This window comes from Streptomyces sp. NPDC001851 (assembly GCF_040297165.1).
Taxonomy (GTDB): Bacteria; Actinomycetota; Actinomycetes; order Streptomycetales; family Streptomycetaceae; genus Streptomyces.
In genome coordinates this window covers 1-13,580 of sequence record NZ_JBEOYR010000015.1, presented here as the reverse complement: position 1 = coordinate 13,580, position 13,580 = coordinate 1, and the positions used below count along the sequence as shown (strand labels likewise).

Annotated in this window: 12 protein-coding genes; 9 read left to right on the top strand and 3 right to left on the bottom strand. The window is 71.2% G+C overall.

Features of this window, described 5'->3' with window-relative positions:
* Window positions 1-53: 53 nt before the first annotated feature.
* Together ABT171_RS22715 and ABT171_RS22710 are read left to right on the top strand one after the other, a co-directional pair.
* On the top strand, window positions 54-788 hold the full coding sequence (locus ABT171_RS22715) for a MerR family transcriptional regulator (RefSeq protein ID WP_503076249.1): 735 nt from the start codon (window positions 54-56) through the stop codon (window positions 786-788).
* A gap of 180 nt (window positions 789-968) precedes the next feature.
* Window positions 969-2,627 carry a penicillin-binding transpeptidase domain-containing protein gene (locus tag ABT171_RS22710; RefSeq protein WP_351246504.1) on the top strand — a complete coding sequence of 553 codons (1,659 nt, stop codon included), beginning with the start codon at window positions 969-971 and terminating at the stop codon, window positions 2,625-2,627.
* Between the two features lie 75 nt (window positions 2,628-2,702).
* Here ABT171_RS22710 and ABT171_RS22705 read toward each other — a convergent pair whose 3' ends face one another.
* Window positions 2,703-3,371: an O-methyltransferase gene (locus ABT171_RS22705; RefSeq protein WP_351246502.1), complete on the bottom strand. Its 669-nt coding sequence runs from the start codon at window positions 3,369-3,371 to the stop codon at window positions 2,703-2,705.
* A 131-nt stretch (window positions 3,372-3,502) separates the two neighbouring features.
* On the opposite strand from ABT171_RS22705, the gene ABT171_RS22700 reads away from it, so the two are divergent.
* The 5 genes from ABT171_RS22700 (at window position 3,503) to ABT171_RS22680 (ending at window position 9,285) form a co-directional block, all read left to right on the top strand.
* Window positions 3,503-4,063: a YciI family protein gene (locus ABT171_RS22700; RefSeq protein ID WP_351246500.1), complete on the top strand. Its 561-nt coding sequence runs from the start codon at window positions 3,503-3,505 to the stop codon at window positions 4,061-4,063.
* Window positions 4,064-4,407: 344 nt separating this feature from the next.
* Window positions 4,408-5,856: an argininosuccinate synthase gene (gene argG / locus ABT171_RS22695; protein ID WP_351246498.1), complete on the top strand. Its 1,449-nt coding sequence runs from the start codon at window positions 4,408-4,410 to the stop codon at window positions 5,854-5,856.
* A 111-nt stretch (window positions 5,857-5,967) separates the two neighbouring features.
* Entirely contained in the window at window positions 5,968-6,924 is a 957-nt protein-coding gene (locus tag ABT171_RS22690; protein WP_351246496.1) for a GlxA family transcriptional regulator, read from the top strand.
* 157 nt (window positions 6,925-7,081) lie between these two features.
* A complete protein-coding gene (gene gap / locus ABT171_RS22685) occupies window positions 7,082-8,095 on the top strand; it encodes a type I glyceraldehyde-3-phosphate dehydrogenase (RefSeq protein WP_351246494.1) in 1,014 nt (337 codons plus the stop codon).
* A gap of 113 nt (window positions 8,096-8,208) precedes the next feature.
* On the top strand, window positions 8,209-9,285 hold the full coding sequence (locus ABT171_RS22680) for a fatty acid desaturase family protein (RefSeq protein ID WP_351246492.1): 1,077 nt from the start codon (window positions 8,209-8,211) through the stop codon (window positions 9,283-9,285).
* A gap of 5 nt (window positions 9,286-9,290) precedes the next feature.
* On the opposite strand, the gene ABT171_RS22675 is transcribed toward ABT171_RS22680, so the two are convergent.
* On the bottom strand, window positions 9,291-10,139 hold the full coding sequence (locus ABT171_RS22675) for a TSUP family transporter (RefSeq protein ID WP_351246490.1): 849 nt from the start codon (window positions 10,137-10,139) through the stop codon (window positions 9,291-9,293).
* Window positions 10,140-10,223: 84 nt separating this feature from the next.
* Here ABT171_RS22675 and ABT171_RS22670 point away from each other — a divergent pair, with 84 nt between their 5' ends.
* Window positions 10,224-11,024, top strand: coding sequence for an AraC family transcriptional regulator (locus ABT171_RS22670; RefSeq protein ID WP_351246488.1), 801 nt, complete (start codon window positions 10,224-10,226; stop codon window positions 11,022-11,024).
* 157 nt (window positions 11,025-11,181) lie between these two features.
* Window positions 11,182-12,633, top strand: a complete 1,452-nt coding sequence (locus ABT171_RS22665; RefSeq protein ID WP_351246486.1) for a purine-cytosine permease family protein — start codon at window positions 11,182-11,184, stop codon at window positions 12,631-12,633.
* A 36-nt stretch (window positions 12,634-12,669) separates the two neighbouring features.
* On the opposite strand, the gene ABT171_RS22660 is transcribed toward ABT171_RS22665, so the two are convergent.
* Window positions 12,670-13,431, bottom strand: coding sequence for a class I SAM-dependent methyltransferase (locus tag ABT171_RS22660; protein WP_351246484.1), 762 nt, complete (start codon window positions 13,429-13,431; stop codon window positions 12,670-12,672).
* Window positions 13,432-13,580 lie beyond the last annotated feature (149 nt).

Sequence of the window (13,580 nt, the reverse complement as noted above, 5' to 3'; positions counted from 1 at the left end):
ATCACGCCGTCCCGAGGCAGAGACCTGGGATAAAGTCTCAACGGGTGAGTACCTTGCGACCGACCGACCTCGCGCGCGAGCACGGCATCTCCACCCAGGCCGTGCGCAACTACGAGCGGCACGGATTCATCCCGCCCGCCGAGCGCACCGCCAGCGGCTACCGGATCTACACCGAGGTGCACGCGGCAGCACTGCGCGCCTACCTCTCACTGGTCCCCGCGTACGGGTACGCCGCCGCCGGCCAGATCATGAACGCCGTCCACCGGGACCAACGCGACGAAGCCCTGACGATCATCGACCGCGGCCACGCTCAGCTGCTCCGCGACCGGGACACCCTCGAAGCCGTGCGCACGGCGGTGAACCACCTGACCGCGGAGTCCGCGGCCACCCCGGATCCCGCACCGGGCCGCGCGACCACCCGCACCGTCGGCGAGCTCGCCCGCCAACTCGACGTGACCCCGGCGACCTTGCGCAACTGGGAAAGCGCCGGCATCCTCAGGCCCGCCCGGGACCCGGCGAGCGGATACCGTGTCTTCGACACCGACGACATCCGTGACGCCGAACTAGCGCACCTCCTGCGGCGCGGGGGCCATCTCCTCGACCACATCGCCACCGTGGTCCAGCAGATCCGCACGGCCGGCGGCACGGACGCGCTGGCCGCCTCCCTGGACACCTGGCAACGAAGGCTCACCGCCCAGGGCCTCGCCATGCTGCACGCCGCTACGCGCCTCAGCGCCTACCTGACCCGCCTCGACAGCGAGAACGGGGGGCTCCACCCCTGCCCGTAGGAGGGAGATCTCCCCTGTCCAGCCGTAGAAACCCGTGTTCTGCCAACCGGCGCGTGGAGGCCGGGGAATCCTGCCGGCCAGGTGAAGTGCGGCCGCGGCGGCAGTTTCGGCCTGACGTTCCGGTAACGATCTCCCGACTTTCGGCACGCGCTTTCATGGAACGTACATACGATCCTCTCCATGAACAGAGCTGTGAAGATCGGCCTCGCCGGTACGTGCACCGCGCTGCTCGCCCTCGGGGGAATCGGTACCTACAACCTTCTGCATGGCCTGACCTCCGGTTCAGCGGGTGACGACACGACCAAGCAAGCACGCGGTTTCGACCCCTCGGCGGTGTCGAGTACGCCCCCGTCGGGAGCCGAGGCGGAGAAGCTGACCCGTGCCTTCCTGGACAGCTGGTCCCAGCAGCACCTGGACGGCGCGGCAAGCGACACCGACATACCGGACACCGCCTCGCGGGCACTGCGCGACTACGCCGACGGCCTGCACCTGAAGAAGCTGTCCTTCGATCACATCCTGTCCGCGGGACCCTCATCCGTGACGCCGGGAGCCACCAAGGTGACCTTCGACGTCACCGCCGAGGTCGCGGGCGGAACCTGGAGATATCCGAGCGCGACGGCGGTGCGGAAGAGCACGAACGGCCAGCTGGCGGTCCACTGGAACAACTCCGTGCTCTATCCGGGCCTGGGCGACGGACAGTCGCTGACGGCGGGCAGGCTGCCGGCCGGCGCCACCGCAGCGAAGGTCGTCGCGAGCGACGGCAGGACCGACCTCTCCCGCTTCGCGTCGCTGCGGGACGTCGCGGCGACGATCGGCAAGAACGCGAAGCCCACCGGCGGTACGCCGGGAACGGGGGTGGCCGTCGTCGACGGCGGCGGCGCGGGCGTGAAGACGCTGAAGGTCTTCGGCAAGGGCCGGCCGGCGATCGTCAGAACCACCATCGACGCCGGTCTCCAGACGGTGGCGGAGCGCGCCGTGCAGGACCCCCACCTTCAGCAGAAGCCCGCCGGGACCGTGGCGCTCGACTGGCGCAACGGCCACATCCTCGCGCTCTCGCACACGGGCGACGACGGTGACATCGCCATCAACGGCATCAAGTCGCCCGGGTCCACGATGAAGATCATCACCTCGGCGGCCCTCTTCGACAAGGCGGGCCTCACACCGAACAGCCCCGCGCCGTGCTCGGACTCGCTGACGGCCAACAGCCAGCTCTTCCACAACGACTCCGGTGTGCGGGCCAACCCGGGCGCCTCCCTCGCGCAGGCGTTCACGGTGTCCTGCAACACCTCCTTCATCAAGGACGGTTTCCGCTACCTCGTGCACGACGGCGACGCCTCCGCCCTGCACGACGAGGCCGTGAACGTCTTCGGGATGGGCAGCTGGTCCATCGGCGGCGGCGTCGCCACCACCGACCCGAGCATTCCGGCGGACGTCCAGGGCGGCGACCAGGCGGCCCAGTTCATCGGCCAGGGCAAGGTCACCGCCACGCCCCTGTTCATGGCATCCGTGGCGGCCACCGTCCGCAACGCGGGCTTCGAGCAGCCGATCATCCTGCCGGGACAGCACCAGGACACCGCGCCCCAGCCGATCTCCGCCCGCACGGCCGGCTATCTGCAGTCGATGATGCGCACCGTGGCCACCAGCGGCACGGCGGCTCCGCGGCTGGGCGGACTGGTGGGTGTCGGCGCCAAGACCGGCACCGCGGAGGAGGGGGACCACACCAACGGCTGGCTCACCGCGTACAACTCCCGTATGTCGGTTGCGGCGTTGGTCGAGGGCGGCAGCTCCGGTGTCGACTCTGCCGGATATGTGGTCCGGCGACTGCTGACCGGCGGCTGAGGGGCGTTGTCCGCGCGCGGGCCCGCCGGCTCGGGCGGCGGGCGCCGGTCTTCGGTCACCTCGTCCCTTTTCCCCTCACCCGGTGACGAGGGCGAGTGTGAAGCCGTCGTAGCCCTTGGAGCCGACCGTCTGGAGCGTGGTGGCGGTCAACCGCGGGTGCTCCGCGATGAGTTCGGTGAAGCGGCGGACGCCCTGGACGCGGGGGTCGTCGCTGCCCGCGTCGGTGACGGCGCCGTCGCGTACGACGTTGTCGCCGACGATGACGCTGCCGGGCCGGGTCAGCTTCAGGGACCACTCCAGGTACTCCGGGTTGGAGGGCTTGTCGGCGTCGATGAAGACCAGGTCGAACGGGCCCGCGTCCTCGGCTGCGAGCCCGGGCAGCGAGTCCCGGGCCTTGCCGACGCGGACGTCGACGACGTGCTCCAGGCCGGCGCGGGCGATGTTGGCGGTGGCGACGGCGGCGTAGTCCGGATCGCTCTCCAGCGTGACCAGGCGCCCGCCCTCCGGCAGGGCGCGCGCGAGCCAGATGGTGCTGTAGCCGCCGAGGGTGCCGATCTCCAGGATCCGGCGGGCGCCCTGGAGCCTGGCGAGCAGGTTCAGCAACTTGCCCTGGTTGGGAGCCACTTGTATCGCCGGCAGCCCGGCCGCGTCGCTGTTCCCGGCAGCCGCGAGCAGGGCGTCGTCCTCCTTCACGAGCAGGCTGTTGAAGTAGTCGTCGACGGCGGTCCACGTCTGCTGGGGCACAGTAGGTTCCCTTTCGGTACTCACTAAGTTCCGAAAAGGAACGTACTGGAGGAGCGTGCCGGCCTGTCAATGGCTTTCCCGGAGCCAAAGCGGTTGAGGCGCTGCCCTGCGCTGGGGGAGGGTCTGGGGTCATGGAGTTCTTCTGCTACCACCGTGATCGGCCCGGCTCCCGGCCCCTGCGCGACAAGCTGCTGGAACAGCACTGGTCCTACATGGACCGGTTCGCCAAGGAGATGATCGCCCGTGGCCCGACCTTCGCGGGCGACGGCCACACGCCCACCGGCAGTGTGCACATCGTCGACCTGCCGGACTCCGCGGCCGCCCGGGCCTTCGCCTTCGACGAGCCCAACTACCAGGCAGGGGTGTACCGGGACGTCCTGCTGCGCCGGTGGCGCAACCTGCTGGGGCGCACCATGTGGGACTTCCCCGGCGGCCCGGTGGACGGCGACCGCTACCTGGTGCTCGGCCTCGGCGGCGAGGGCACGGACGACGCCGACCTCGCCGTACCGGCGCCGTACCGGGACGAGTTGATCGCGTACGGGCCGCTGCTGTCCGACGACGGCTCCATCTGGCTCGGCACGGCCGCGCTCGTCCGGGCCCCGGACCCGGATGCGGCACGAGCCGTCCTGGCTCCGGGCCGCTATGCGGAGGTCGAAGTCCACGCCTGGACGTTCGGCGGCCGGCGGTCGTGAACGAGCCGCGCCCGGCCTGCCGATTTCGGCGCCGGGCGCAGCGGCTCATCGCGCACGTGGCGAGCTCGCCCACCCGGCCCGCACCCAGCGCGCGCCGGGCTTCCCGGGGAGGCGTTCCGAAGCGGGCCGGCGCTCGCCGGGCAGGTCGTCCAGGCCATCCATGACCGGTTCGGCTCTCGCGCCGGCGCGCCTGCCGGGCGACCGCCCGTGGGCGGCCGACGCGCGGTCGCACCGCCCCGCCCGCCTGGGGGCCGGTGGGGGCGCGGGGCTCGCTCCAGCCCCGGTCCCGGCCGGCGGCGAGCCCGGGCTATGCATGGGCATGCGTAATGATGCATACTCTTCCTATGTCCAAGGTCCTCACTTCCCTTCCGGTCGGCGAGCGCGTCGGTATCGCCTTCTCCGGCGGCCTCGACACCTCGGTCGCCGTCGCATGGATGCGCGACAAGGGTGCCGTCCCGTGCACCTACACCGCCGACATCGGCCAGTACGACGAGCCCGACATCGCCTCGGTGCCCGGCCGTGCGACGGCCTACGGCGCCGAGATCGCGCGCCTGGTCGACTGCCGCGCGGCGCTGGTCGAGGAGGGGCTGGCCGCGCTCGCCTGCGGCGCGTTCCACATCCGCTCGGGCGGCCGTGCCTACTTCAACACGACGCCCCTCGGCCGCGCCGTCACCGGAACCCTCCTGGTCCGGGCGATGCTTGAGGACGATGTACAGATCTGGGGCGACGGCTCCACCTTCAAGGGCAACGACATCGAGCGGTTCTACCGCTACGGCCTGCTCGCCAACCCCCACCTGCGGATCTACAAGCCCTGGCTGGACTCCGACTTCGTGACGGAGCTGGGCGGCCGCAAGGAGATGTCCGAGTGGCTGCTCGCGCACGGGCTGCCGTACCGCGACAGCACGGAGAAGGCGTACTCGACCGACGCCAACATCTGGGGCGCCACCCACGAGGCCAAGACCCTGGAGCACCTGGACACCGGTGTCGAGACGGTCGAGCCGATCATGGGCGTGCGGTTCTGGGACCCCGAGGTCGAGATCGCCCCCGAGGAGGTGACGGTCGGCTTCGACCAGGGCCGTCCGGTGACGATCAACGGCAAGGAGTTCGCCTCGCCGGTCGAGCTGGTCATGGAGGCCAACGCCATCGGCGGCCGGCACGGCCTCGGCATGTCGGACCAGATCGAGAACCGGATCATCGAGGCCAAGAGCCGCGGCATCTACGAGGCGCCCGGCATGGCGCTGCTGCACGCGGCGTACGAACGCCTCGTCAACGCGATCCACAACGAGGACACCCTCGCCCAGTACCACAACGAGGGCCGGAAGCTCGGCCGTCTCATGTACGAGGGCCGCTGGCTGGACCCGCAGGCGCTGATGATCCGCGAGTCACTGCAGCGCTGGGTGGGCGCGGCGGTCACCGGCGAGGTGACGCTGCGGCTGCGGCGCGGTGAGGACTACTCGATCCTCGACACCACGGGCCCGGCGTTCAGCTACCACCCGGACAAGCTGTCCATGGAGCGGACCGAGGACTCGGCGTTCGGCCCGGGGGACCGGATCGGTCAGCTCACCATGCGCAACCTCGACATCGCCGACTCCCGTGCGCGGCTGGAGCAGTACGCGGGCCTGGGCATGGTCGGCACCGAGCACCCGGCCCTGATCGGCGCCGCCCAGGCGGCCTCCACCGGTCTGATCGGCGCGATGCCCCAGGGCGGTGCCGAGGCGATCGCCTCCCGCGGGGAGGTCTCGGAGGAGGACGCGGCCCTGGACCGTGCCGCGATGGAGTCCGGCACCGACTGACACCGCCGAGCGCCACACGCCCTTGGACAGCGGGCCCCACCGGTTCCCACCGGCGGGGCCCGCCGTCGTACGGCCCCTCTCGCACCCCGTGGCTCTCGTACCCTGTGTCCCGTGCCGTCACCCCGCCTGCAACGCGTCGCCGTCCTCGTGCTCGAAGGCGCGAAGCCGCTCGACGTCGGGATCCCGGCCCAGGTGTTCACGACGCGGGCCAGCATGCCGTACGAGGTGCGGGTGTGCGGGGCGGCGCCCGGGCTGGTGGCGGGCGGGGACGGGCTGTCGTACCACGTCGCCCACGGCCTGGACGCGCTGGAGTGGGCCGACATCGTCTTCATCCCGGGATACCGGTTCCCCGACCGCGAGGACCCGCCGCGGCCCGTGGTCGACGCGCTGCTCGCCGCGCACGCACGGGGCACACGGCTCGCCGCCATCTCGACCGGGGCCTTCGCGCTCGCGGCCACGGGTCTGCTCGACGGCAGGCGCGCGACGACGCACTGGCACTACGCGCGCGCCCTCGCGGCGAAGCACCCCCTCGTCCGGGTCGACGAGAACGTGCTCTTCGTCGACGAGGGCAGCGTGCTGACGTCGGCCGGCGCCGCCTCCGGCATCGACCTGTGCCTGCACATCCTGCGCACGGACCTCGGGATCGCCGTGTCGAACCACGCGGCACGGCGCCTGGTCGCCGCCCCCTACCGCAGCGGGGGCCAGGCCCAGTACGTGCCGCGCAGTGTGCCGGAGCCGCTCGGCGAGCGGTTCGCCGCGACCCGCGAGTGGGCCCTGCACCGCCTCGGCGAGCCCCTCACCCTCACGGTGCTCGCCCGGCACGCCGCGGTCTCGCCGCGCACGCTCTCCCGGCGCTTCGTCGAGGACACCGGGTACACGCCGATGCAGTGGGTGATGCGCGCCCGCATCGACCTGGCCCGCGAGCTGCTCGAACGCTCGGAGCGCGGCATCGAGCAGATCGCCGCCGACGTCGGCCTCGGCACCGGCACGAACCTGCGCACCCACTTCCAGCGGATCCTCGGCACCACCCCGAGCGAGTACCGGCGCACCTTCACCCAGGGCGAGTAGCCGCCCGCCGGCCCGCTGGCGCGATCCTTGCGAACCATGGCGCTCGCGACACGGTCATGAGCGCGCGCGGCACGCGACGCTGGTGGCGCACCGAAGAGCACCAGCAGAAGCCGGCAGCAGCCCGCAGAAGCCCGCAGGAATCCAAGGGACACCACTCATGACTCGCATCGCCATCAACGGTTTCGGCCGCATCGGCCGCAATGTGCTGCGCGCCCTGCTCGAACGCGGCAGCGCCCTGGAGGTCGTCGCCGTGAACGACCTCACGGAACCCGCCACCCTCGCCAGGCTGCTCGCCTACGACACCACAGCCGGCCGGCTCGGCCGTCCCGTGACCGTCGACGGTGACGCCCTCGTCGTCGACGGCCGTCGCATCACCGTCCTCGCCGAGCGCGACCCCGCGCGGTTGCCGTGGGCGGAACTCGGTGTGGACATCGTCCTGGAGGCGACCGGCCGCTTCACGTCGGCGAAGGCCGCCCGCGCGCACCTCGACGCCGGTGCGCGCAAGGTGCTCGTGAGCGCGCCGTCCGACGGAGCCGACGTCACGCTCGCCTACGGGGTCAACACCGACGCGTACGACCCGGCCCGGCACACGGTCGTCTCGAACGCCTCCTGCACCACCAACGCGCTCGCGCCCCTGGCCGCCGTGCTGGACGAACTCGCCGGGATCGAGCACGGGTTCATGACGACGGTGCACGCCTACACGCAGGAGCAGAACCTGCAGGACGGCCCGCACCGGGACGCCCGCCGGGCCCGTGCCGCCGCCGTCAACATCGTGCCGACCACGACGGGCGCGGCGAAGGCGATCGGTCTCGTGCTGCCGGACCTCGACGGCAAGCTGTCGGGCGACTCGATCCGGGTGCCCGTTCCGGTGGGCTCGATCGTCGAACTCAACACGACCGTCGCACGCGACGTGACCCGCGACGACGTGCTGGCGGCCTACCGCACCGCGGCCCAGGGAGCGCTCGCCGGCATCCTGGAGTACTCGGACGACCCGCTCGTGTCCTCCGACATCACGGGCAATCCGGCCTCCTCGATCTTCGACTCCGCCCTCACCCGCGTCGACGGCCGTCATGTGAAGGTGGTCGCCTGGTACGACAACGAATGGGGCTTCTCCCACCGTGTGATCGACACACTCGAACTCCTCGCGGGTCGGCCCTCCCGGGAAGGCTGAGGCCAGCGGCTCGGCAGGGGGGCAACACCCTGGGGATCCTGGGGACAGCCCCCCATCCGGTCGGGGGCCTGACCGGCTGTTACGGCCCAACGGGTGTGCAGAGACTCGACGGCATGACGATTTCTCCCCATGCCCCGGTCGCGGCCGAGGCGCCGGCCGCCCGTTCCCGTCCGACCGGATCCGCGGCCGGCAGCGACTTCGCCCGGCTGTCCCGGCGTATCGCCGAGGCGGGTCTGCTGAAGCGGCGCCCCGGTTACTACACGGCACGGCTCGGTCTGGTGATCGCGCTGACGGTGGCGGGCTGGGTGGCCTTCCTCGCGCTCGGCGACACCTGGTGGCAGCTGGCGGTGGCGGCCTTCCTGGCGTTCATGTTCGGTCAGGTGGCCCTGGTCGCCCATGACCTGGCGCACCGGCAGGTGTTCCGGCGCGGCCGGCCCAGCGAGACATGGGGCCGGCTCTTCGGCAACCTCGGGATCGGCATGAGCTACGGCTGGTGGATGAACAAGCACACCCGCCACCACGCCAACCCCAACCACGAGGAACTCGACCCTGATGTCGCCCCGGACATCGTCGTGTGGTCCACCGCCCAGGCCCGCGACAGCCGGGGTCTGGCCCGTCTCATCGGCGGGCACCAGGCATGGCTGTTCTTCCCGCTGCTGACCCTGGAGGGCTTCAACCTGCACGTCGCGAGCGTGCGCGCGCTGCGCTCGCCGGCCATGAAGCACCGGCTGCTGGAAGGCGGTCTGCTCTTCCTGCACCTCGCCGGGTATGTCTCCGCGCTCTTCCTCGTGCTCCCGCCCGGCAAGGCGGTGGCGTTCCTCGCCGTGCACCAGTGCCTCTTCGGCGTCTACCTCGGCTGCACCTTCGCACCGAACCACAAGGGCATGCCCACGTTCAGCGGTGACGAACGGCCCGACTTCCTGCGCCGCCAGGTCCTCACCTCCCGCAACGTACGCGGCGGCCGGTTCACCGATGTGCTGCTCGGCGGGCTCAACCACCAGATCGAACACCACCTGTTCCCGAGCATGCCCACACCCCATCTGCGGCGGGCCCAGCCCCTCGTACGCGCGTACTGCGCGGAGCTCGGCGTGCCCTACCACGAGACCGGCCTGATCCAGTCCTACCGCGAGGCCCTCGCTCACATGCACCGGGTGGGAGAACCGATCAGGCGGCGGCGCGAGGCATCCTGACGGTCTCAGCCCGCGAGCAGCATCGCGAGCTCCACGACGCCGAGCAGCGCGAGATACGCCCAGGCATGTGTGCGGTCAGGGATCCGGGGCGGCCGGCGTCGCAGCACCGCGATGACCGGCAGGGCGCCGACGAGCAGCGCCCCGGCGGCGCGGAGGTCGACGAGGCCGACCAGGTGCGGGTGGGTGTGCCCGGCGCCGGCGTGCGTGCCGGTCAGCGAGAGCGCGGTGGCGGGGAGGGCTATGGCGAGGGTGAGGGGGTTGGCCAGGGCGGTCGCCACCCGCATCGGATGTCCGGCACGGCGCAGCGCGGGGACCGTCATGACGCTGCCGCCCACGCCGAGGAAGGCCGCCACCGCGCCGATCGGCGCGCCGAGGACGGCGGGCAGGGGCCGGGGCACCGCGCGGACCGCTCCTGCCCGGGCCTCGCGGGCCTGCTCCGCCTGTCCCTCGCCGCTCTTCCCGCCCGGTCCGCGCCGGCGCAGGAACCCGGGGCGCAGCAGCAGGTCGGCGATGGTGACAGCGACGTACCCGACGAAGCCCCAGTGGGCCTGGCCGGCCGGGGCGTGGAGGGTGGCGAGCGCACCGGCCGCGGCCCCGACCGCCAGCAGGAGCAGCAGCGTGCCGCTGCCGCGCAGGGCGGACAGGACGCGCCGGGGGGTGACGGCCGTGGCGAACCCCGCGTTCACCAGCATCACGAGGGCCGAGGTGGCGGTCGCCACCCGTATCGCGTCCGCGCCGAGTGCCCCGTTCGCCCACACCACGACCGGGACCGCGACGAAGCCGCCGCCGAACCCGAACAGGACCGTCGTGAGCCCGCACAGGAGCCCGATGCCGAGAAGTGCCACGTCGTTCACAGGGCCACCTCACCAGCAGCGACGAGGTTCCCGCATGCGATGCCCGGCACCATTCCTTCGAGACCCGGCCCCTACAGTGGCCGCGTGAAGAACGTCTCCCTGGACGACCTCGACCATGTGGACCGGGCCGTCCTGCCCATCGGCACGGACTACCCGCCCGGCCATGTGCTCGACTGGCACCGGCACCGGCGCGCGCAGTTCCTGTACGGCGCGACGGGTGTGATGGTCGTGGACACGCCCGAGGGCACCTGGACCGTTCCGCCGGAGCGGGCCGTGCTGATCCCGGCCGCCACCCCGCACCGGGTCCGCATGCTGGAGGTGAGCACCCGGAGCCTCTACATCGAGCCGGACGCCGTGCCCTGGTGGCCGGCCGGCTGCACGGTCGTGGACGTTCCGCCGCTGCTGCGCGAACTCCTCCTGGCCGCCGTCGAGTTCGACGCGGACTACAGCCTCACCGGCCGGGACGGCTGTGTCGTGGCGCTCCTCCTGCACGAGATCGCCGCGCGCACCCCGCTGCCGTTCCACGTGGCGATCCCGGCCGCCGCCGACCTCGCGGCGATCTGCCGGGAGTATCTGGCCGCCCCGGACGCCGGTGTCACCAACGCGGCGTGGGCCGCGCGCACCGCCCTGAGCGAACGGGCCTTCACCCGGCGTTTCCGCGCCGAGACCGGCGAGAGTCCGGCGGTCTGGCGCACCCGCGCGCGTCTGCTCGCCGCGGTCCCGCTGCTGCGTACGGCCTCGGTCACCGAGGTCTCCGGCCGCCTCGGCTACGCCTCGCCCGCCGCGCTGACCGCCGCCTTCACGCGCGCCTTCGGCATGCCCCCGTCCCGATTCGCCGCGAGCCACCGCAACGGCGGCGGCACGGCCCGCCGGTGCGGAGAGTGATCGCCAGCCCCTCAGCGTGACCGGGTCGGCGTCGAGCCGCGCCGCCCGCACCTCACCGCCCCTGTCCGTTCCCGATATCTCCGCACGCACCGCTCGTCACGCCGTCCCCGGCAGAGAACAATGTGTGCCAGAGGCAGATGGACCGCCAGGAGGCGTCATGAGCACATCAGCTGAGCCAAGGGTGTCCGGCCTCGAGGTCCGGTCCATCGACTACGTTCCCCTGGACGAGCGGCACGGCAAGCTCTGGCATCTGGGACCGCTGTGGTTCATGTCCAATGCCCAGATCGCGACCCTGGCCGTGGGACTGATCAGCATCACCGAGGGCGGCAACCTGATCTGGTCTCTCCTGGCCATCGTCTCCGGCACCGTCCTCGGCACCTTCTTCATGGCCTTCCACTCGGCGCAGGGGCCGCAGCTGGGCCTGCCGCAGATGATCCAGTCGCGACCCCAGTTCGGCTATGTCGGAGCCCTCCTGGTGTGGCTCTTCGCCTATGTGCAGTACGCGGGGTTCAACGTCTTCAACAGCATCCTCGCCGCGGACTCCCTGCACGCCACCCTCCACGGCGGCGTCAGGCTGTGGGTGGTGGTGGTCACCGTGGTCGCGCTCGTCATCGCGCTGGTGGGCTACGACATCATCCACAAGGCCGAGCGGTTCCTGACGTACACCTTCCTGGTCGTCTTCGGGGTCTTCACCGTGGGCGTCCTCGTGACCCTGCACTATCCGGCGGGCTCCTTCGACCTCGGTGCCTTCAAGTGGACCCCGTTCCTCGCACAGTTCGGCGTGGTCGCCGGCTACCAGATCAGCTGGGCCATCTATGTCTCCGACTACTCACGCTATCTCCCGCCCGACGTGACGGTCCGCAAGACCTTCTACTGGACGTACTTCGGCTCCGCGCTCGGCGGCATCTGGCTGATGGTCCTCGGCTCGCTGCTGGCCGCCTGGGCGGGCAAGGGCTTCGACACCATCACGTCGATCAACGCGGCCGGGGACAAGGTGTTCGACGGCTTCGGCGCGATCGTGCTGCTCTTCTCCGCCCTGGGCCTGGTGTCCGTCACCGCACTGAACATGTACGGCGGCTCGCTGACCCTCATCAGCGGCATCGACTCGTTCAAACGGGTCCGGCCGACGCTGGCCGTACGACTGCTCACCCTCGGCCTGACCGCCGCGCTCTCCCTGATCGGCGCACTGGCCGCCACCGCCAACTTCCTCACCAACTTCAACAACTTCCTGCTGCTGGTGCTCTATCTGTTCATCCCGTGGACCGCCGTGAACCTGATGGACTACTACGTGGTGCGCCGCGGGCACTACGCCATCGCGGAGATCTTCAACCCGCACGGCATCTACGGCCGTTGGGGCTGGCACGGCATCATCGCGTATCTGGTCGGCTTCGTCGTCATGGTTCCCTTCTTCTCCGTCGGCACCCTGTACGTCGGCCCCGCCGCCAAGGCGCTGGGCGGAGCCGACATCTCGCTGTTCATCGGCCTGCCCGTCGCCGCGCTGCTGTACTGGTGGCTGACCCGCTCGATCGACGTGGCCGCCGAGACGCGCCTGGCCCAGGCCGAGGCGGAGGCACTGGAACAGGCCGCGCACGAACACCGCGAGCCCTGACCACGGGCGGCCGGCACCGGTGCGGAAGGCCGGATTTCACCTGGCCGCGGCCGACGGTGGCACTTCGACGACGAAGAACAGGAAGCAGGGCCTGGTCGAAAGGTCACGGAAGCCGTCCAGGTCACGGACGGCCGGGTCGGGCTGTGGCTCGCTGATGACGGAAAGGCGGAAGCCGGCGGTGGTGAAGGCATCGGTCATCGCGTGCAACGGCCTGCGCCAGAAGCGCATCGGGAAGGACCGCCCGTCGAACGTCCAGTCGAAGGCATAGCTGGTGGTCGCGAAGTAGTCGGGGCGAGGATCCTCGATCGTGTAGGCCACGAAAGGGTGGTCCACCGACGCGATCAGCCGGCCGCCTGGCCTGAGCACCCGCCGTATCTCGGTCAGCGTCGGCCCCCAGTCCTCCAGGTAATGCAGGACCAGCGACGCGACCACGTCGTCGAACGCACCGTCGGCGAACGGCAGCCGATCGCGCAGGTCGACCAGGTGCAGATCCGCGTCGGCACCCAGCCGGCGCCTGGCCAGCGCCAGCATCCCGGCACTGGCGTCGATGCCGGTGACGACCGCACCGCGGTCGCGCAGTGCGGCGGACAGGGAGCCCGACCCACAGCCGGCGTCCAGGATCCGGCGGCCGGCCACGTCTCCGGCGAGGGCCACCATCGCGGGCCGCGCGTAGGAGGCGGTCACGAGGTTGTTCTCGGAATCCGCCGAGTACGCCTCGGCGAAGCTGTCGTAGTCGTTCGCCGGGACCGGTTCCGCGGACCGGGCGAAGCTCTCGGGCACGTCGGCCATGCGTTCCATCGTCGCAGCCTAGTGGTCACAAGATCCGCTGGACAGAACCTGCCTGTCGGCGCACTAGTAGTGCTTCGTTACGTCGAGTGATCTCGCCTGCTGGTGGGCATCTTCGTGGTGTGAGGCTGGGGGAAGTGGAACGGCTCCGGGGTGAGTTA

Coding starts and splice junctions, on each gene's coding strand:
- ABT171_RS22710 (WP_351246504.1), top strand. CDS start 969: ATGAACAGAGCTGTGAAGATCGGCCTCGCCGGTACGTGCACCGCGCTG.
- ABT171_RS22700 (WP_351246500.1), top strand. CDS start 3,503: ATGGAGTTCTTCTGCTACCACCGTGATCGGCCCGGCTCCCGGCCCCTG.
- argG (WP_351246498.1), top strand. CDS start 4,408: ATGTCCAAGGTCCTCACTTCCCTTCCGGTCGGCGAGCGCGTCGGTATC.
- gap (WP_351246494.1), top strand. CDS start 7,082: ATGACTCGCATCGCCATCAACGGTTTCGGCCGCATCGGCCGCAATGTG.
- ABT171_RS22680 (WP_351246492.1), top strand. CDS start 8,209: ATGACGATTTCTCCCCATGCCCCGGTCGCGGCCGAGGCGCCGGCCGCC.
- ABT171_RS22665 (WP_351246486.1), top strand. CDS start 11,182: ATGAGCACATCAGCTGAGCCAAGGGTGTCCGGCCTCGAGGTCCGGTCC.
- ABT171_RS22660 (WP_351246484.1), bottom strand. CDS start 13,431: ATGGAACGCATGGCCGACGTGCCCGAGAGCTTCGCCCGGTCCGCGGAA.